This is a genomic window from Sorangium sp. So ce385 (assembly GCF_051474135.1).
Taxonomy (GTDB): domain Bacteria; phylum Myxococcota_A; class Polyangia; order Polyangiales; family Polyangiaceae; genus Sorangium; species Sorangium cellulosum_D.
Genome location: NZ_CP150337.1, coordinates 2,121,160 through 2,141,315 on the forward strand (window position 1 = coordinate 2,121,160; position 20,156 = coordinate 2,141,315).

11 protein-coding genes are annotated in these 20,156 nt (G+C 70.5%); 4 read left to right on the plus strand and 7 right to left on the minus strand.

What is annotated here, in order from left to right:
• Position 1: 1 nt before the first annotated feature.
• The 4 genes from WME83_RS07790 to WME83_RS07805 all read right to left on the minus strand — a co-directional run bounded on the left by WME83_RS07790 (position 2) and on the right by WME83_RS07805 (position 8,861).
• Entirely contained in the window at positions 2–4,132 is a 4,131-nt protein-coding gene (locus WME83_RS07790) for a restriction endonuclease fold toxin (protein WP_437318624.1), read from the minus strand.
• Between the two features lie 18 nt (positions 4,133–4,150).
• A complete protein-coding gene (locus WME83_RS07795; protein WP_437318625.1) occupies positions 4,151–5,161 on the minus strand; it encodes a DUF2169 domain-containing protein in 1,011 nt (336 codons plus the stop codon).
• Between the two features lie 44 nt (positions 5,162–5,205).
• A complete protein-coding gene (locus WME83_RS07800) occupies positions 5,206–7,626 on the minus strand; it encodes a type VI secretion system Vgr family protein (RefSeq protein ID WP_437318626.1) in 2,421 nt (806 codons plus the stop codon).
• A 140-nt stretch (positions 7,627–7,766) separates the two neighbouring features.
• Positions 7,767–8,861 carry a DUF1566 domain-containing protein gene (locus tag WME83_RS07805; RefSeq protein ID WP_437318627.1) on the minus strand — a complete coding sequence of 365 codons (1,095 nt, stop codon included), beginning with the start codon at positions 8,859–8,861 and terminating at the stop codon, positions 7,767–7,769.
• A 398-nt stretch (positions 8,862–9,259) separates the two neighbouring features.
• On the opposite strand from WME83_RS07805, the gene WME83_RS07810 reads away from it, so the two are divergent.
• Complete coding sequence (locus WME83_RS07810) at positions 9,260–10,420, plus strand: hypothetical protein (protein WP_437318628.1); 1,161 nt, start codon at positions 9,260–9,262, stop codon at positions 10,418–10,420.
• A gap of 149 nt (positions 10,421–10,569) precedes the next feature.
• On the plus strand, positions 10,570–12,051 hold the full coding sequence (locus WME83_RS07815; RefSeq protein ID WP_437318629.1) for a hypothetical protein: 1,482 nt from the start codon (positions 10,570–10,572) through the stop codon (positions 12,049–12,051).
• A 58-nt stretch (positions 12,052–12,109) separates the two neighbouring features.
• On the opposite strand, the gene WME83_RS07820 is transcribed toward WME83_RS07815, so the two are convergent.
• Entirely contained in the window at positions 12,110–12,973 is an 864-nt protein-coding gene (locus tag WME83_RS07820) for a hypothetical protein (protein ID WP_437318630.1), read from the minus strand.
• A 297-nt stretch (positions 12,974–13,270) separates the two neighbouring features.
• On the opposite strand from WME83_RS07820, the gene WME83_RS07825 reads away from it, so the two are divergent.
• Positions 13,271–14,164 carry a Uma2 family endonuclease gene (locus tag WME83_RS07825; protein WP_437318631.1) on the plus strand — a complete coding sequence of 298 codons (894 nt, stop codon included), beginning with the start codon at positions 13,271–13,273 and terminating at the stop codon, positions 14,162–14,164.
• A 40-nt stretch (positions 14,165–14,204) separates the two neighbouring features.
• On the opposite strand, the gene WME83_RS07830 is transcribed toward WME83_RS07825, so the two are convergent.
• Both WME83_RS07830 and WME83_RS07835 read right to left on the minus strand, forming a co-directional pair.
• Complete coding sequence (locus WME83_RS07830) at positions 14,205–15,158, minus strand: hypothetical protein (RefSeq protein WP_437318632.1); 954 nt, start codon at positions 15,156–15,158, stop codon at positions 14,205–14,207.
• 771 nt (positions 15,159–15,929) lie between these two features.
• On the minus strand, positions 15,930–19,229 hold the full coding sequence (locus WME83_RS07835) for a S8 family serine peptidase (protein ID WP_437318633.1): 3,300 nt from the start codon (positions 19,227–19,229) through the stop codon (positions 15,930–15,932).
• 401 nt (positions 19,230–19,630) lie between these two features.
• Here WME83_RS07835 and WME83_RS07840 point away from each other — a divergent pair, with 401 nt between their 5' ends.
• Positions 19,631–20,101 (plus strand): NUDIX hydrolase, encoded by a 471-nt coding sequence (locus tag WME83_RS07840; RefSeq protein ID WP_437318634.1) that lies wholly within the window; start codon positions 19,631–19,633, stop codon positions 20,099–20,101.
• The last annotated feature ends 55 nt before the right edge of the window (positions 20,102–20,156 follow it).

Here is a 20,156-nt window from a genome sequence, read left to right on the forward strand (position 1 = left end):
ATCAGCTCCCTCCGCAGCCGCCCGTGCCTACCCGGACCTCAGCCCTCTTCTCCTCGATATAGCTCCGAACGTCGGCGTGGGGCTCTTGCCTAAACCAGTAGACGGCCTTCTTGCCTTGCTCCTCTGCGAGTCTAACCGTCTCCTTGATCTGCGTCCTCGTCTTCTTGTTCAGGAAGTTGCGCGGGCTGTTGGTCGCCGACGTCGAATCTTTCGCCTGAATGAGCTCCGTCTGATTCACCGAGTCGATCTCTCGACCCTCGATGATTTCCGACTGGCCTCCGCTCAGCGTGCGGACGATCTCCTCCCACGCCTTGCCTGCTTCGCCATGCTCCTTCCCGCTCGTCAGCCCTAGAGGATCGACCTCATTGACGGGCTCACCATCGAATCCGAAGGCGTTCAGCCCGCCTCTCGTACCCAGCGGGTCCGGGCTGCACCACCTCCCTACCTCCGCGTCGAAGTACCGGAACCTCGTATAGCATAGATTCGTCTCCTCGTCCGCGTACTGGCCCATCAGCCGGAACGGCGACGCCACCTCTCGTCCGGCGCCTCCCTGTCGCTCCGGAGCCACGAACGTCTGCGTCAACCGCCCCCAGACGGAGTGCGACGCCGACCACGCCACGCTCCCTCTCGCGTCAAGCAGCTCCTTGGGGACACCAACGTGGTCATTCAGATAGATGAATACCTCTCCCCGCTCGGCCTGGAGCAGCGGCACGAACGTCCCCGGGGCGAAGACGAAGCAGCGCGGTCCATGCCGGTCGTCGACATCCGCCGCAAGAACGTCCCCGTCCCACAAAAACCGGACATCGCGGAGGGGGACGCCGTCCGCGTCGAAGACTTCCTTCCGCAATCGCCGTCCGAAGGCGTCGTACGTGAAGACGACCCTCTCGCCAGAGGGAAGCCGCACCTCGCGCAGCCGGTCCCTGCAGTCCCAGGTGTACGCGGTCCGCCGGTGCTCCGGCGCTCCGCCGGGCTCCTGTTTCCGTATTCGCCGCCCCCGCTCGTCATAGGCATAGCTCGACCGGCCGGTGCGGATGAGCAGGTTTCCCGGCGCGATCTCCCAGTCCCCCGGCTCCTGGTCGAGCGAGCTACCTTCCAGTCCATCCAGCATCTTCGATATCGAGCCCGCTGCGTCATAGTCGAAGGCCTCGCGGTATCTTCCACGTCGCGCCTCAAGGAGCTGTCCGATGGAATCATGGCGGTAGGACGTCACCCCCCAGCGGCCATCCTCCACCTGCTCAACGCGTCCCAGGGGGTCGTACCGCCAGAGTCGCTGCACGGCTGCCGCCGGTGCGCCACCGCCAGGCGCGCGGATGTCGACGCGCTGCTCAATGATCCGATCCATCGCATCGTATTCGCTCCGGATGGAGAAGTGCCCCTCCGCGTCCCCCCTCGCTCTCTCACGACCGAGCGCATCCCGCTCGATGGCTATGATGTGGCCTTCGTGCTCCACCCGGACGAGGTCGTCAAGCACGTCGTAAGCATATCGCGTCGTCGTGCCGTCGGGCATCGCTCGACTGACCCGGCGCCCCCTCGCGTCGTACCCATATCGTATCGTACTTTCGCCCTGCGTCTCCGCCACCAAACGACCGAACGCGTCCCGTTCGAATCGTGTCACGACGCGCTTCCCGTCCTGCTCTACAGCAGCGCCGAGCAGGCGACCCAGGGAGTCGCGGTAGAAGCTGATCGGTCCGTCCGTCGCGTCCTCTCGGACAAGGTTCCCAAGGGGGTCGTGAGAGAACGATCGGAAACTTCCGTCTGGGTAATCAAGCCTGGAAAGACGCCCGCCTGCCGAGTAGCGGTAGCCAAGCACGCGTCCGTCGAAGGTCTTCTCCTCCGTCACCCTTCCAGCGGCGTCGTAGACGAACTCATACGATTCCATCTTCGGGTTGATGATGCATCGAAGCTTCTCCCGGGAAGTGTACTTCAACGACCACGCGCGCCCGTCGGGCTGCTTCAGCTTCGTGAGAACGCCCGTTCCGGCGTACTCCATCTCCGTGACCTGACCGACTGCGTCGACGATGCGGCTCGGGTTGCCGAGCGCGTCGTAAGCGGCCTGCATCACGGTCCGGTCCGGCCGCTGCATGACCAGCGGCTTGCCGAGCCGATCGTACCTCATCGAGGTCACCCGGCCGATGCCGTCCGTCCTGGAGACGGGGCGCCCCAGCCGATCGTAGCCGTACACCGTCCTCGCTCCGCGCGCGTCGATCTCCTCGACGACGCGGTGCCGGCCGTCGACCACGAACGAGGCGAGCACTCCTTCTTCACCCTGGATCGCGCGGAGGTGCCCGCGCTCGTCGTAGCTCAGCGCATAGCGCAGCCTCGATGGATAGGTAATCCCCGTCAGCGAGCCGCGTCCGTCATGCTCGTACCTGGTCGCCAGCGCGTCAGGACCGACGCGCACGACCGGCAAATCATGCTCGAACTCCCACTGGGTCACATTCCCCGCAGGGTCGATCTCCCGGATCTTGTTCCCCCTCGCATCGTATTCGTACCGCGTCGCCTCGCCGGCGCCGTTCGCCTCGGCGAGCACGTACTGGTCCTCGTCCACCTCGCAGGTCCTGAGGACGATCCCGTCCGGCGTCTCCTCGCGCACGACGATCCCGTCCTCGTTCCAATGCAGGATCCGCGGCTCCTCGTTGCCGGTCAGCCACGTGATCCGCTGCTCCAGATCGACCCGGAGCTCGACCGTGTGCAGCCCGCCGTCACCCCACGTCTTCCTGCACCAGCCGGTCTCGGGATCGTAATCATAATAGAAGCTCACGCCGTTCTTCAGCGTGGTCTTCACCATCCGGTGATCCTCGTCGTAGCCGTAATGCTCCGCGTGTCCGAGCGCGTCGGTCGCGCTCGCGAGCTCGCCCATCTTGGTGTAGGCGTAATCGACCCACTGCTCGAGGATGCTCTCGGCCCAGACCTCGAGGCGGGCGATGCGGCCGCCGTGGCTCATCTTGACGCGGACCTCGCGGCCCGCCGTGTCGACGACGCGGTGGAGCCGCTCTCCCGTGTACTCCAGCGTGATCGCGTTGCCGTGGGCGTCCTCGATCGCGCGGAGCCAGGCCCTGCCCTGCGGCGCGGCCGGCGCGAAACGTCGCGTGAGGCGCGATGCATGGCTGTAGACCGAGAAGCCGCCGCCCTGCTCGGCGCGCAGGGTCAGCCGGTCCGGGCGGTGGAACGCGCTCTCTCCCGCGGCGATCCGGGGGAAATAGACGTCGCGCCCCTGCTCGTCCCGGAGCGTGATGCCCGCCTCGTCCGCCTCGATCCATTGCTCGAGGCCGTGCGTCCACCCGCCGCGCCCCAGCGATGTTCGCTCGAGCGCGCGGGCCGACGAATAATGACGCTCCCAGAGGAGCGGGATCGCGCCGGGGAGCGAGAGGTCCACCTTGCGGTCCACGACCGTCCCCGAGGTGGCGTCCACCGGGTGGCCCGTGAAGAAGCACTTCGCGTTCTTCAGCGCCGACGCCGCCTTGCCCTTGAGCGCGCGCGCCCCCTTCCCGAGGGCCTTCCCCGCCTTCCCCATTTGCTTGGTCGCCGCCCGCAGCCCCTTGCCGACGAGGTCCTTCCCTTTCTTGAACAGCGGCTTCAGCACCTTGCCGCCGAATTTCAGCAGCAGCCCGCCCGCGAGCTTGGCCGCCCCCTCGAACAGCAGGTCGAGCACCAGGTCGATCGCCAGCGTCACCGCCCCCATCGCGAAGTCGCCGAAGGTGGGCGTCGTCTGCACCGTCCCCGGGTTGAGCACCAGCGAGGTCGGCCACCGGCCGATGTCCCAGCAGTCCGCGTTGAGCGACACCGGCCCGCCGATCACGCAGCAGGTCGCCTTCTCCCCGCAGATCTCCACCGCGCCCCGCGGCAGCCAGCACTTGTGCGAGCCGAACAGGATGTGGAGCGGCGTCAGCGCGTCCAGCGGATCCGGGATGATCCCGAGGTGCGGCCAGAGGAACTTGGGCTCGTGCTGGTGCGTCACCGAGGGCACACCGTTGAACAGCACCGTCGGCTTCTGCTTGTCCCCCAGGGTGAAGGGGTGCAAGAGCACGAGCTTCAGGAACTTCATCGGCGCCGGCGGGAAGATGTGGAACCCCTGGTGCATCTCCAGGCCCACGATCAGCCAGCCGTTGATGTCGTGGAAGTTGTGCGCCACGTCCGGTCCTCGCCTCCGTCACCCGCGCGGGAAGGCCTCGGTCGCCTCGAGCCGCGCGCGCCGGTGCTCCAACTGCACCAGGCCGTAGCTCACGCTGGCGCGCCAGAGCAGCCGCACCTCGCCGGCCTCGGCGTCGATGTCGACCGCGTCGAGCGCCGGCACGAGCCGCTCGGACGCGCCGCCCACGGCCACCGTCACCGCGACGGGCGGCGCCGGCGCCTCGAACACGAGCGCCTCCCCGCCGGGCCGCATCCCGCCGAGCGCGATCCGCGTGCCGGGCGCGATCGCGTCGAACGTCGTCCGCGGCGCCGCTCGGCTCGCCAGCTTGCTCGCGCCGCTCTGGTCGAACTGCTGATCGTGCCACACGTGCGCCGCGCGCAGGCCGCCCCAGAGCGGGTAGGGGGCGAAGCAGACCGGCTCGGGGCGGTCGTTCCAGCGCCGGATGAGCTGCTCCGGGTGCTCCAGCTGCGGCAGCGGCTGGTCCTGCGCGCGCGCCGCGTCGGTGATGAACCCCTTGCCCTCGAAGTTGTGCGGATACCCGCTCTCGTGCTCCGGGACGAACGCCTCGCCGCCGCCGTCGTCGTCGCCGAGCGACACCACCCGCGCCGGCTCCTGCACGACGCCGCCGTACGCGTTCCGCCAGCTCATCTCGACCCGCTCGAACGCGAGCGGCGCGCTCGGCGCGAGCCCTCCGCCGACCGAGCGCTGCCACACGCGCTGCCCGTACGCCACGATCGCCGCGTCGCGATCGCCCACCCGGAGCACCGCCGTGGCCTCGCGCGCGCGCCCCTCCTTCGGGTAGACGAACCCCGTCGAGCACACCGACGCGACGCTCTTCTGGAGCATCCCGTCGTGCGGATACGGAAGCGTCGGGTCGAGCAGCAGCGGCCGCTGGGCGGCCGCGAGGGCGAGCCGGCCGCCGGCGATCCGGTACGTGATCGCGGCCAGGAAGATCGCCGTCACCCGGTCATCCTGCTCCGCGTTCGGGAGCATCGCCGCGGGCAGCGGCGTGTCGTTCGAGAAGCGCATCGCGGCCGTCGGTCTCGTCAGTTCAGTCGGTTCCGTCAGTTCCGTCAGTTCAGCTTGATGAGCCCCGCCGTCACCTGGACCATGCCGCCCCCGTCCATCTCGATCGGCGAGCCGTTCACGGTGACCTTGCCGCCCTTGATGGCGATCTCGCCGTCCTCGATGACCACCTGGCCGCCCTTGATCAGGATCTGGCCGCCCTTCAGCTCCAGCGTCGAGCCGTTCACGTCGAAGAGCGACGTGTCGACCTTCATCGTGCTCGACGCGTTCACCGCGAGGGTCGTCGACTTGAGCGCCTGCACCCCGTCGGCCTTGATCTCCTGCGACGGCGCCTCGATCTTCTGGCTCGCCGAGGACTTCAGCCCCTGAGGCCCGGTCGCCGCCAGGGTCTGCTCGCCGCCGACGTCGACCTTCTGGTTCGCGGCGACGCTCACCTCGTGGGTGGCCAGGTACGACGTCGTCTGCGCCCCGGTCACGGTCACGCTCTGGGTCCCCGTGACCGTGAGCGTGTCGTTGCCGGTGACGTCGCCGGTGCGGTTGCCGGTGACCTTCTGGTCCTGGTTCCCCGTGATGCTCGCGCTCTGGTTGCCGGTCACGGCGAGGGTCTGGTTCGCCGCGACGGAGATCGTCTGGTTCGCGCCGATGGTCAGGTTCTGGTTCGCGCCGACGGTGGTCGACTCGTTCGCGCCGATGATCTCCGAGTTGTTCCCGCCGACCATCGTGCTGCGGTTCGCGCCGGTCGACTCGTTGCGGTTGCTGCCCACGGACGAGCCGCTGTTCGCCGCCACCTGCTCGCTCCGGTCGTTGCCGACCTCGCTGTTCCAGTTCATCGGCGTGTGCAGCAGGATCTGCTGGCTGCCGGCGGTGTCGTCGAAGCGCAGCTCGTTGTGGGTGCCGCCGCCGGGGCTCGTCATCGTCTTGAAGGTGCTCACGGTCGGCGCGCCGCCCGGCGGGCGGTTCTGGCCGTTGTAGACGCGGCCCACGACGATGGGCCGGTCCGGGTCGCCCTCCTCGAAGTCGACGATCACCTCCACGCCGACGCGCGGGTGGAACACCGCGCCCTCGCCGACGCCGGCGAACACCTGGTTCACGCGCACCCAGCACGAGGACGGCTCCTTCGCGAGCCGCTCGGCGTCCTGGTCCCAGTGGAACTTGACCCGCACGCAGCCGATCTCCGCGCCGGGCGGGCCGCCCACGTGGATCTCCGCGCCCTTCGCGCTCGGCTCTGCGGTGACGAACGCCGTCTGCGTCCCCCGCACGCGCGGCTTCGGCGTGACGCGCGCCGGCCGGAAGCGCGACTCGGCGACGCTCCCGTTCTTGCCGCGCCGCGCGCACTCGAACCGCGCCGTGAACGGCACGCCCTGCAGCGCGAAGCGCCCCGAGAGCTCCGGCGGCAGCGTGCCTTGCTGCTCGCCGCGCGACTCGACGCGGGTCACCAGGTACTCCCCGTCGTACCGCGCCATCGGGTGGTCCAGCGCGAACACGCTGCCTGCGCCGAGCACGCGCGCCGTGCCCTCGGCGACGGCGTAGCTCGCCTCGACGGTCAGCCGATCGAGCTTCGCCTGGGCGAGCGGCCGCCCCTGATCGGGCGTGTCCGGGTAGCGCCCCGGGTACTCGTGGTCGACGAGGTCCTCGCCGTCCTCTTGGCCCGTCGTGGTGACGGCCATGTCGAGCGCGGGCTTCTTCCAGTTGTAGTCGACGAGCGACACCTTCTTGGGCCGGAGGCGCGCCCCGAGCTTCATCGTGGCGATCTCGCGGCCGAGCACCCCCGGGCCGAGCGGGGCGAACGGGGCGAGGCGCGCCCTGCCGCCGTCGGCGTCGGCGAGGACGAGGAGGCACGTCTTGTCGCCGTGCTCGAAGTGGTAGCTGATGCCCTCTTCCTCGAGGAGGCGCGACACGAACGCGAGGTCGCTCTCGTTGTACTGCACGCAGTAGGGCCGCGTGGCCACGTCGTCGATGCGGGAGGGGTCGGTCACCCGCCATGCGTAGAGCTCCCTCGCCGTCTGGAACGTGAGCGCGTCGCCCCCGTCGGGCTCGATCGAGGCGCCGTCGTCGCGGTGCAGCGACGAGTCGCCCTGGAGCACGGCGTCGATGATCTGGCGCGTCGTCTTCTCGAGGAAGATCCGGCAGCGGGTGCGGTGCATCGAGCGCGCGAGCGGCGGCGAGAGCACCACGCGGTAGAGCATGCCGTCGTAGATCGGCGCGAGCTCTTCTGCTTCGGTGATGATGCCGTGCACCACGCGGTAGGCCGGCTCGGAGTGCGTGGTGAGGCGCAGGGTCGCCCGGGTCCCGACGAGCTCTTCGGGGTCCACGACCGGGGCCGGCTCGTGGGCGGCGAGGGTGAGCTCGTAGCGGTACAGGCTCGAGATCGCCTCGCTGCCGCGGAGCTCGACGACCTGCAGGTGTCGCCAGGGCCCAGCTGCTTCCGAGGCGCCCTCCCAGGCGAAGGCGAAATCGACGTCGTTCACGGCGCGGACCTCCCGTTGAAGGTGGGGTCACCCTAACCTGTCCGGGGGCCGGCTGGAACTGGGGGCAAAGTCACGGCGTCGCCGCTCGACGGGCCGACGTGGCCCGAGCGCGGCGACGCCGGGCCCGGCGTGATCGGCGTTCACCCGTCGGAGCGGACGCAGCGCGTGAGCCGCCGATCGCGGACCGAGTGGTCCTGCGATGTGCCGTTCGCGAAGTTGACGAGGATCGCCTTGTCGGCGCTGCCGATGGCGGGCGTCGACGACCAGAAGACGTCGGACGGCGCCGCCGGGAAGGCCTCCGGGTCGATCGCCGGCCCGGAACGTCGATCGTCGACGATCGAGAGCAGCTCCTTCGCGCTCGGCAGCCGCCAGTCCTCCTTGCCCGCGAGGGTGAGCTCCTCGCAGTGGGTGAGCGCGCCGTTCCAGATGAAGCGGGTCAGGGAGGCGTAGCGCTCCCAGACGAGCCCCGTCCGCCGATCGAGCACCCACTCCTCGCCGAACGACAGATCGGGCGACTCGATCCCGCCCTCGCCCCCGACGCACAGCGCACGCGCGCCGGGCATGGCCTTCTGGAAGAACCCCACGGACGCGTCGGCGGCGAGCACGCCCCATGCGTAGTCGGCGTCGTCGGCGACGTCGGTCGCGGACCAGTAGAAGCTGTCCTGGGCGCTCGTGAAGAAGATGTCCGGAAACGCCGTGGTGTGGCCGAAATCCAGGATGGAGACGAGCTCGCGCCGCGTCGGCAGGCGCCACTTCGCGATGCCGCCGAGCTGATCGGCGCTGAGCGTCTCGCAGTGCTCCAGCGTGCCCTGCAGCGTGAACATCCCGTTCTCCGTCACCTTTTCCCACGTGAGCCCGGTCACCGAGTCTTTCACGGTGCCGTCGTCTTCCGTGTAGGAGGGGACCGCGACCTGGTAGTTGCCGTCCTGTCCGAAGAAGGGCTCCGACGGTCCCGGGCATGCCTCGAGCACGATCGTCCCGTCAGAGCAGCGTCTCGTCGGCGAGTCCGGCCACGTCACCGGCACCGTGGGCGTCCCTCCGCCGGCTCCTCCCCCAGCGCCCCCGGAGCCTCCGCCTCCCGATCCTCCATCGCCCTGCGCGCCCGCGGCACCGGAGCTGACGCTCGTCCCGGTCGTGCCGCCGGCGTCTTCTCCGGTCGCGTACTCATCCCAGCGCGCGTCGATGAGCTGGGCGCACCCGAGGACGGCGAAAGCCGCCAGCCCGACCAGAGTCATCGCCGCAGACGTGCTCGCAACCATGCCGCTCGACATGCCGTGGAGCGTCAACCCCATGCGCGCCTGGCGTCAAGAAGCCGGATGGGGCCGCCGCGAGCGGACACGCGCGGCGACTGTGTACAACCCACGCTGGCGCTGCCGCGATGAGTCTTGGGCATCGCTACGCGATCGACCAACGATCAAGGCCGGCCAGGCCAGTTGCTCAACGCTCGGGCCAGTTGCTCGACATCGAGCAGTACCGCGCGCCCGCTGCGCGCCCTGGCAGCGGTGAGGCTTCCACCGTAGCTCCGGCGAGCCGGCGGCGGTCACGGTGTCGACTTTCTTGCCGCGGGAGCGTCGGTGCCGGACGCTCCGGCGCCATGGCTGGCGAGAGGATGGCGGACGCGTTGGCAACGGTGGTGTTGGTCGGACTTGCGGTCTCCGCGGCCGTGGGTTGCGCGCAGGTCATCGGTGCAGACTGGGATGGGTATGCGAGACGCGAGGGCGGCGGAGACAGCACCGGAGGCATGGTCGGGACCGGCGGCAATGCCGGAGCCGCAGGCGCGCAGGGCGACGGCGGCTCCGGGGGTGGCGCGTCGTCAACAGCGGTGTCGGGCGGGGGAGGCGAGGGAGGCGAGGGCGGGTGCGCGGCGTGCAAGGCGGGGGAGTTCTGCACGGCCAGCGAGACGTGCGTGCGCTGCGCCGACCGCGTCGGCGTGCTGTCGTTCGGCGCGCCGATGCCGATCGAGGTCGAGGGGTCGAAGCCCGCGTTCCCGCGCGTGCGCGAGGAGCCCGGCGAGGGCGAGGGCGCGGCGACGCAGCGGCTCGTCTACGTGGCCAGTTTCGGGTCGAGCGACGCGCAGATCGCCACGGCGACCGGGCGGCCCTGGACGGCGGGCGAGGTGGTCGCGAGCGCCGCGGTCAATTCGCCGCAGCCGGAATCGGGCCCGCTCCTCCTGCCCGTCGACGCGCTCTCGCCGCGCGCGGAGTTCCCCCAGGGCTCGCTGCTCTTCGATCGCCTCCTCGCGGGGCCGGGCAACCTGCCGTTGCTGTTCGTCGCGGACCAGCTTGAGGCGAGCCAGGCGGAGACGTTCGACGCGCTCAACCTGGACGCGGGGAGCCACTCGGTGGCGGTGGCCCACGGCGTTCAGCCCTACCGGTACTGGTTCATGAACAAACACCAGGACGGCGGGGAGAGCACGAGCCGGCTCCTCACGATGCTCGCCGACGACGTGGAGGCGCAGGAGCTCGACATCGTCCTGCCCGGCGACTGCCCGGCGCAAGGCGACGACCTGGCGCCGTGGGTGACGCCGGATGGGAGCGTGCTGTTCTTCCAGGCGCCCTACGACGCGCGGGGCGACTGCGCGCATGCGTCGGTGCTGCGGAGCTTCTACGTGCGGCTCGGGGCCGACGGGCTGCCTCTGAGCGGGGAGAAGGCCAAGATGCTGCTGGCGAACCTTGCGCCGGAGATCGCCGTCATGACGCCGTCGCTCTCGCCCGATGAGTGCACGCTCTACGTGGCGTCCGACCTGGACCGGGTGGACCGGACGCAGAGGCTTTATGCCGCGTCGAGGCGCTAGGGCACCGCCGTGTCCAGATGAGGTGTTCCGGGTTTCCGTGGCTTGATTCTTGACGACGAAATGCTCGTGCTGGAGGCTTGTGCCCCATGGCTCACAGAAGCTTGGTGGCTTCGCGTGCGACGGTGACTCTGGTAGGCCTTGCGGCTTCCGTGGCCGCCGGATGCGCGCAGATCATCGGCGCAGAATGGGACGCGTACGGCGGCCCTGGATCGGCGACGGGGGGACAAACAGCCAGTTCCAGTGTCGGGAGCGGCGGGAGCGGCGGGAGCGGCGGCGGGTGCCCGGGCGGCGGCGAGGTGTGCGGCGACACGTGCGTCGACACGAGGACGGACGCGGAGCACTGCGGCGCGTGCGATGTCGTCTGCTCGGCCGTCGGCGGCACGCCGAGCTGCCATGACGGCGTCTGCCAGCCGCCGGCGTGCGAGGAGGACCGCGGCGACTGCGACAAGGATCCCGAGAGCGGCTGCGAGGAGGATCTCCTCACGAGCCTTTCGCACTGCGGCAGCTGCGACAAGCCGTGCAGCGGCCAGTGCGTGCGGGGCGCCTGCGTCGTGCCGAAGCACATCTCGGCCGGCACCGATTACACCTGCGCGGTGCTCAGCGACGGCACGGTCTGGTGCTGGGGCAGGAACACCTGGGGCAACCTCGGCGACGGCACGCAGCAGCAGGATCGGCCGACGCCGCGGCAGGTCGTCGGCCTCGGCGGCGAAGCCGTCACGGTCGCGACGAGCATCTCGTCGGCGCGCTCGCACACCTGCGCGGTGCTGACCGACGGCGCCGTGGCGTGCTGGGGCGCAGGCAGCAGCGGGCAGCTCGGCGACGGCGAGGCGATGAACGCCCTCTCCCCCGTGCGCGCGAAGGACCTCGCGGGCGCGACCCAGGTCGCCGTCGGCGGGAGCCACACCTGCGCGGTCACGACGTCGCACGATCTCTGGTGCTGGGGCGAGGGCAGCTCCGGCCAGCTCGGGTACGGGGACGAGGCCGATCAGTTCGAGCCCACCGTGGTCCTCGACGGCGTGGCCTCGGTGAGCGCCGGCCTGTCGCACACCTGCGCGGGCATGATCGAGCGGATGGGCGAGCGCCTGATGAGCTGCTGGGGGCACAACGAGAGCGGTCAGCTCGGCTCCGGTAATTTCCAGCCGTCGAGCGTCCCGGTGACCATCGCGGGCCTCACGAGCGTCGCGATCGCGGCCGCGGGCGCCTTGCACACGTGCGCCGCGCCGGCGACCGGCGTGGCCTCCTGCTGGGGCGAGGGCGCGCAGTTCCGCCTCGGGACAGGCACCGTGAACATCGAGGCGGCGCCGCGCGAGATCCCGGATCTCGTGGACGTGAGCCGGCTCTCGCTCGGCGCGAAGCACTCCGGCGCGGTGCTGGCCAACGGACAGGTGCTGCTGTGGGGCGACAACACGAAGGGGCAGCTCGGCAACGGGACGCAGGACCCCGCCTTCACCCCGCAGCCGCTCGATCTGACCGACGTGATCGAGCTGGCCCTCGGGGCGGACCACAGCTGCGCGCTCAGGCGCACGGGCGAGATGCTCTGCTGGGGCGATAACCGGAACGGCGAGCTGGGCGACGGGACCAACGAGCCGCGGCTCGTGCCGACGCCCGTCAAGTGGCCGGTGCGGCCGTGAGGGAGGCTTCGCGCATCGCGACCGGCTGCGGGCAGCTGCTCCCGCGCCTCTCCGTGGCTCAGCGGCCCAGCTTCTTCTCGAGCATCTCCCGCACCTTGGGCGGGAGCGAGCGCCGGAACTCCTCCGGCGTGAGCGTGGGGCGGCGCTGTTCGTGCGAACCACCGTCGAGAGGCTGCACGGGCGACAGCATGTCCAGGAGCTCCTCTCGAGAAAGCTGCTCGATCATCTTCTCCATCACCTCCTCGTAGCATCGGCGGGCCAGCTCGTAGTCCTTCAGGACGGTGACGCCCTGCGACTCTTGAAGCGGTCCGACCTGCCGGTGCACGCCAAGCGCGGCCTTTTCGACCGGCTCCAGCGGCGAGAGCTTCTCCGGGGCGGTGACGTACGCCCGGGATAGCGCGTAGAGCGGGAGCTCCGCTGGGCTCCGTTGCCAGGCCTCTCGCGTCACGACGCCATGGAGTGAAAAGCCCCCGACATCGCCACACCACAGGCCGCCTCCGCTCGACCTGAAGGTACCTCCATGACGCTCGACTTGCTCGACAAAGTCTCGCCTGATGCCGTCACACGCGACCATCCGGCAGAGCTCGACCGGATCGAGCAGCCTGTTTCGCAGCATGTAGTGACAGCCATCCGCGAGCAGGTCCAGCACATCCTCTGCCTCGAGATCGCAAGTCGGGCGCTTGTGCAGGATGAGCGTGTGGGGGCGTAGGTGGTCGAAGATGCTGTGGAGCTTGTCTACGGCCCCGGCAGCGTTACCGACGAGGCGCAGGACCACCATGTCTGCCCAGACCGACGCCGCCCCGCTCAGCGAGAGCACCGGGGATAGTTCCCACCCTTTTGGCAAGTAGACTTCGAGAAGGGCAGCCAATCTCGGGGGCCCGGCGGTAATGAGCCTCAACGGAGGCAACTCGGGCTTCGTCATGGCCGGTAGATCTGTAGTCGAACCCGAGAGCGCGGGCCAGAAGAAATGGTGGAATCCCTGCCCGGTGTGCGGGCAAATCATCGCCGATTTTCACACGATAGACGGAGGCGGCGCGTAATACGCAGGCTCGCCTCCTGCGGCGTGCGAGCGTCGTGTCAGCGGGCGACCGTGCCTGGCGGCCCTGACGGTTCCTCAGTAGCCCTCTCCAGGGCTCGTCAGCGCTGCTCCGCGCCGGAGGCGCTCCCGCCGGATCGAAAAACCGACATCATCGCGGGCGCCTCCCCGGAAGAAAGAGGTATGAAACATCCCATGAGCGCGCCGCCCCGTTCCCCCGTGACCGCCGACCAGCTCCGCCCTGGCGATCCGTACGAGCTGTCCGAGGGGCGCCTCGTCGAGTGCCTGCCGACCGGGCGGCGCGGCGGTCGGAGCAACCTGGTGGGCGGCGAGGTGCTGGACACGGATCCCGCGGTCGAGGCCGCCGGCGTGGACATCGGCATCTCGCCGAGGCCGGAGATGCTGCGAGCGCCGGACATCGTGGTGGGGAGCATCCCCGACGAGCCAGGGTGGGCGACGGCCGCGCCGCCGCTCGCGGTCGAGTACGCGGACACGGGCCAGGACGAGGCGGAGCTGCAGAGCAAGATCGAGGAGCTGCTCGCGGCAGGGACGCGCTGGGTCTGGGTGGTGCGGCTGCAGGGGACGCGGCGGGTCGAGGTGCATGAAGCAGCGCCCGACGCACCCGAGCGCAACGCGCCGGCATCCGCGACGCATGGGGCGCCAGCGCCGCTCCCGGCTCGCGCGACGCCTCCGCTGGCGCCCGCCGCGCGAGCGGCAGCGCGCGTCTGGCCGCAGGTGCGGCAGCCGGCGCGCGTCGCGGTTGCCGGCGAGACGCTCGAGGCGCCCGGGGTGCTCCGGAACGCGGTTCCGGTCGAGGCGCTCTACGACCGGAGCGCCGCGCACGAGGCGACCCTGCGCAACCTGCTGCAGCGCAAGGGGTACGACGGTCTCGACGCGGTGCTGGACGAGGGGCGAAAGCAGGGGCGAGCCGCAGGCCTGCGCGCCGCCGTGCGGGACCTGTGTGAGCTGCTCGGCATCACGCTCTCCCCGGATCGCGAGGCGTCGCTCGACGCGATGGACGAGGCCGCGTTAGGCGCTCTGCGCGAGCACCTGAAGCGCGATCGCCGCTGGCCGTGACGATGAACCAGGCCGAACCCCAGGCCGTTTTGCTCCGCTCCTATTTGTAGAACGCCACGTCGTCGATCCAGATGTTGAATGGGGTGTGCGCTCCGAAGCGAAACTGGATGCCCCAGACCTTCGTCGGGTCGACCGCCTCGAACGCCTGGCCCCACCCTGACTGCTTGAGCTCGGAGAAGGCTACCTTGTACTGAGCCCAGCAAGGCGTCAGCGTGACTATCTTGGTGAAATGGTCGTCGCACTGGGTGCAGATGCCGCCTTTGTTCCAGGTCTGCACGTCGACGACGTCCACGAGCACCTTCGTCGAGGAGCCGCTGTCAGCACGGGCGAAGAAGGTGATGCCACGGAACTCGGAGGCGTCGTAGAGGCCCGGATTCGTCTCCGTCTGAGTGCTGTTCAGACGAAAGCCGAAGAGGGCCCCCCAGTTGGTGAACTTGTCGTCCGCCTCGGAATGCGCGGCGGACATGCTGCTGCCGCGCGGTGGGTCGAGGGAGGTCATGAAGAACGTCTCGTTCTTTCCGGGCTCTTGCGTGCCGAGGCCATCGTTCCCCACGAACCAGGCACCTCGCCGGGGGTTCTCGGCGTCGTTCAGGGAGATGATGGTGCCGTCGCCGTCCTCCATGTCGTCGATCGGCGACAGGTCCATGAGCTCGCCCGTCGGCGGCTCTTCTACGCAACCAGCTCCTGCGCCCCCGCCTCCGCCGTCACCGCCCGCGCCGCCGCCCCCGCCTCCGGTCCCCGCGTCTCCGCCCCCGGTCCCCGCGTCTCCGCCTCCGGCGCCCGCGCCTTCGCCTCCCGCGCCCGCGCCTCCCGCGCCCCCGCCGCCGTCGCCTCCCGCCCCTCTGTCTTCACCTCCCGCGCCCGCGCCTCCGCCGTCGCTCCCGAGCCCGTAGATCTTGTCGAAGCCGAAGATCTGGGCACACCCAAGCCCGAGCACCGCAATGGCGCACCCGCCGGACCACCGCGCAAAAGCCAGCATGCTGTTCAGGGTCATGACACCGCTCTCCGAGAAGCATCAACAAGTCACGACGTTGGCGACGCGCACCGCACCGTGGAGCGCCGCGGCCGCGACGCGAGCTGCCGCGGCAACGATCCGAGACAGCGTGTGACGGCACCTTTCCAGGCCAACCCCGTCGAATCGAAGCGGCTCGGCGATGCTGGGCGAGGGTCTCCTACATGAGATGCCGATATAAGGATGATTCCGCCATCGGCTGCGGACAACTCGCTTCCCACGTGTGCCAAAGAAGTATCTCCATCATGCCAAATATCATACGAAGATTTGCGAGACTACCCGTTTCACCTCGAAAGAGCGCGCGGTGGCTCTTCGGTAAGCGCGGCGTCGCGCCGCGATGCGATCGGTAACCGCCGACGAGGTGCGCTCCTGCCGGAATGGAGAAGGAGCGCTAGAAGAGCGAGGCGCGCGGCGCCCGGCGCGCGGCGATCCACGAGACGACGAGACGACGAGACGACGCTCGCCTCCGCGCGCACGAACCCTTCGAGCGCGGGCGCGGCGCACGCGGTATGCTGTGCAGCTTGCGGTCGAGGACTGTCCGGCGCCGGGTGAGCGCCGGATGCGGCGAAGGGGAGGCCGACGTCCTGAAGGCCTCCGTCGATGTACATCGCGGTGAGGTTCTGCCGCGCCACCTCGCGCTCCGTTCACGTGACCTCGGGGCCGCCGAAATCCACGACCTCGAGATTCGGCCGTCCACGGTGCATGACGCTGATCGCGCGCTCCGTGGGCATGGCGACCGTGATGTTGCGGTTATCAGCACACCTGCCAGATCGTCACGGTGCGCGTCGCCGGCGCGGATCGGTTTCCTCCGGAGTCGATCGCCTGGAGCGTGATCCTGTGCGTGTCGCCAAAGCATTCCCCCGAGTACAGCCGCGCGACCACGCTGCTCCCCCTCCCGAGCTCCGCCGGCTGGTCGCTCGTCCGGTCCGTGGTCCACACTAGGCTCTCGCCGCTCAGGGGGCCGTCCTCGATGTCCATCGCCGAGCCGACCAGCGTCACATCCTTGAACCACCTGGATCGCTCGCTGTCGTAGCCGTCCCACGGTTCGAGCTCCAGGTCTCCGGCGGGCGTCACGATGCTGGCGGCGGGCGGGTCGTCCGTGCAGGTCCTCGCGGAGATGAGCACGCTGTCGAGCGGCGTCGGGTCGTCGTAAGCGAGGAGCTCCACGCGAGAGGTCCCCTCCGCGAACGACGTCGTGAGGGACCTGCCCGTCCCGTGGCTCGCGCCGCTCGCGCGCCACCGGATCCGCGCGTCCGGCACGACCACCGAGCCGAACCCCGGATACAGGACCTCGGCCATCAAGGTCATCTCCTCGTTCGCGCAGACCTCCACCGCGCTCGCCGGCTGGGTGATGCGCCCGACCGGCCGCGCCGGCACCGGCGCGGCGGCGGTGACCTTGTAGACGTTGTCTTCGCCCATCGCCGCTCCCACGGCGAACTCGATGCGCTCTCCCGCCTCGGCGACGACGCGGTACGTGCGCCGCGTCGGCGAGGCGCTGACCGCCATCAGCCCGCCCTGGGCGATCGTCACATGACCGTAGGTGGTCGCGTCGGGCATCTCCAGCGTCACCGTGACCTCCTGCGGCACGGCCGGGGAGGCCGGCAATTGCAGCCGGTAGAAGTCGACGTCGGGGGCCGCGGTCATCGCCCGGTCGGCCGGCAAGGTCAGGATGGTCCCGCTGACCGATCGCCCGAAGGATAGCGGCGTCGCCGTCTCGGCGGTGTCGTTCCGCGCGAGGAGCTCGCTGAAGTTCAGCGACGCATCCGAGAACCCCAGGGCGGCCACGTCCGGCACGTCGGCCGCGGCCATGACCGCGGCGAGCGGGTTCACCAGCTTGCGGCGCCGATCGGGCTGGTCGGCGTAGCCGAGCGCCGCGAGCTCGGCGTTGCTGAACGTGTTGTCCGGCGACAGCAAGATCTCCTTGATGCGCGCGACGATCCGGGAGCGCTCCGCCGCGCTCAGGCCCTCGGATCGCGGGTTCAGGCGCCGATTCGCCGCCTGCATGTTGGCGATGACGCCGGCGATGAACGGCGCGGCGGCGCTCGTGCCGCCGAGCTCGCGGCGCACCCGCGGAGCGTCGATGTCGTCGACGCCCTCGGGCGCGAGGTACGCCGTGCGGATGGGGGCCCAGATGTCGACGCGGTCCCCGTAGAACTCCGCGTTGTCGAGCCCCGCGCCGACGGCGCCCGCCACGATCGTCTCGGGGATCATGGCCGGGACGATGCCCCAGCGCTCCGTCCTCGGGTCGCTCAGGTCGACGAGGCCGCGCACGATCGCGGGGAGCGACCCGCGCGACAGCGCGTTGCCGGCGATCGTCACGACGGGGACGCCCGCGGCGGCCGCGCTGCGGACGCCGGCGCTGATCGGGCCCTTCAGGTCGCCGAACGAGAGCGTCGCGACACAGGCCGCGGTGGCGACGGCGGCCGAGCCCAGCGCCGCGGCGCACGCGATCGCGCCGACGATCGGGATCGCGCTGGCCGCCGCGCACGTGGCCGCGGCGGCGGCGTGCGCTCCCGCCATGACGACGCCGCAGATCCCGAGGCGGCCTTCCGGCGCGCAGATGTCGACGTCGGGGCCGAGGTTCGTGAGGATCCGGCACGGATACCCGCCGCTGATGTTCACGACCGAGGCCCCCTGGGACACGGCGAGCTTGACGCCACGCCCGATCTCGAACGCATACGCGGCCGCGTCGTATTTGTAGAGCATCGGGACGGCGACCTGGCCCGCCACGCCCGCCGCGCCGATGCCGTTGTTCACCTTCGCCCCGATCGTCGCGACCACGCCGGTCCCGTGCCACGATCGCTTGCCGAAGAAGCTGTTGCCGACGGTCGGCGGCCCCCACGCGGCTCCGGGCCCGCAGCGGGCGCCGCCGAACCAGCCCGCGGTCATGTCGCACGCGACGACATCGCCGCGGTCCGGCCAGCGGAGATCGTCGGTCGGCGCGAACCCCGTGTCGAGGACGGCGACGTTGATCCGCTCCTCGTCAATCTCCCACAGCGCGTTGAACGCCCACACCGCCGGCACGTTCTCCACGCAAGGCCGGCTCGCGTCCCCCGGCACGCAGGGGAGCGGGCTGCCTCGCGCCGGGGTCATCTTCATCGAGTGCGTGAGGTGCCCTTCCTCCGTCGCCGAGATGACGGGCGCTCCCTGCAGCTGCAAGCGCGGGTTCACCCCCACCAGGTAACCGTCGAGCTGCAGCTTCATGGCGAGCGAGGCGATCTGCAGCGCGCCGGCGTCGCTCGCGTACAGCGGATCGTCTTCCCCGAGCAGCGCCCGCAGCGCGGCCGCGTCCGAGGCCCGCTCGCGGCTCGGGTCGACCTCGACGAGCACCGCGTCGCGGCCCCCCTCCTCGTCGCTCTCGAGCGTCGCCTTGACGCTCCCGCCGGTGTCCCTCAGGAACGCCTCGAGCTCGTCGCGGTCGGCTGGGTAGAGGACGAGCTCCCGCGTCGCGATCTGCACGGGCAGCCCTCCCCTGGGGAGCAGGGTGCCGTTCGGCTTCGCGCCCGCGCGGCCCTCGTCGTCGCTCATGGCGACGCCGGCGTCGACGGTCGGCGCTGCCGCCGCGGGGTCCGCGAGCAAGGCGAAGTCGACGACCACGTCCTCCTCGAGCGCGCCCTGCGGCGCCCGCGTCCTGTCGACGAAGTACTGCGCATAGAACAGCTTTCCTGGCAGCGCGCTGAGCACGCCGTCGTTGAGCGCACCGCCCTCGCCGGCCTGGACGCGGAGGGGGGCCGTCGAGGCGAAGCCGGCGCGCGAGGCGACGAGCTCGAGGAGCTCCACGTCACCCGTCTCCGGCGCCGCGAGGGCGATCGTCAGCGGCCCGGGGCCGAGGTCGACGCCCCCTGGATCGAGCGTCGCCGACACCGCGTCGCCCGCATCGTACACGACGCGGTCGAGGCGCAGCGCGAGCCTCGGCGGCCTCTCGACCGGGGAGAACGTCGCCTCGCTCGGCGGGCTCGGCGCGCCGCCGCGGCGCTCGCCGTCTCCGGAGCTGCAGGCCGCGACGGCCCCGCACGCCAGCAACATCCACCTGAAACACGGGCGCTTGAGCATGGATTCTTCCTCCTCCGGTGAGCTCGGCATTCGCGGAGAGCGCAGAGAGGCGGTGAGGCGTCCGCGAGGGCGACGGGCGTCGACGCGGGCCGGCGCCGCGTCGACATGGCGGTTCCCGCGATGCGCTGTCCGACGCGGCGCTCCGCGCACGGCGTCGAGCCGTGCGCCGATCGCTCCGTCACAGGCGGTAAGAGCAAACGCGGTGCCGCCCGCCCGTGCCTCGATTTCACGGCCGCCGTCTCGAGCGCGACGGCGGCGCCTGGAACCTCGCCTCGCGCAGGACCCTCGTCGAGGGCGAGCGCCTCCGCGGGGCAGCGGCCCGTCTCCGCGCCGTCCTGCGCCGCGGCGCGTCCATCTTAATTCGAGCGGCCCTTCCGGATAAGCTGTCGGCCGGAGCGATCATGTCCCGCACGCCCATTCCGACCTGGTGCTTCGCCGTGGTGCTGGTGAGGCTCCGGCAGCGCTTCCTGCTGGTGCACGAGCGCAAGCACGGCCAGCTCTGGTATCTGCCGGCGGGCCGCGTCGAGCCCGGGGAGACGTTCGCCGAGGCGGCGCGGCGCGAGGCGCTGGAGGAGACGGGCGTCCCGGTGGAGCTGGAGGGCATCCTGCGCATCGAGCACAGCCCGAGCCGCTACGAGTCGCGCTTCCGGGTGATCTTCCTCGCGCGCCCTGCGGACGGCACGCCGCCGAAGAGCCAGCCGGACGAGCACTCGCTCGAGGCGCGGTGGGTCACGCTGAAGGAGCTCCGGGCCTTGCCGCTGCGCGGCCCCGACGCGGAGTCGTACTGCGCCGACGTGCTGGCCGGGGCGCAGGTGTTCCCTTTGTCGCTGCTCGGGGCCGAGGGGGAGCCTCTCCTCGTGGGCGGGCGGTGAGCGGGCGCGCGTCGACGGGCCGCTGAGCCGGCGCACCTTTGCCGCGGCGTCCGCG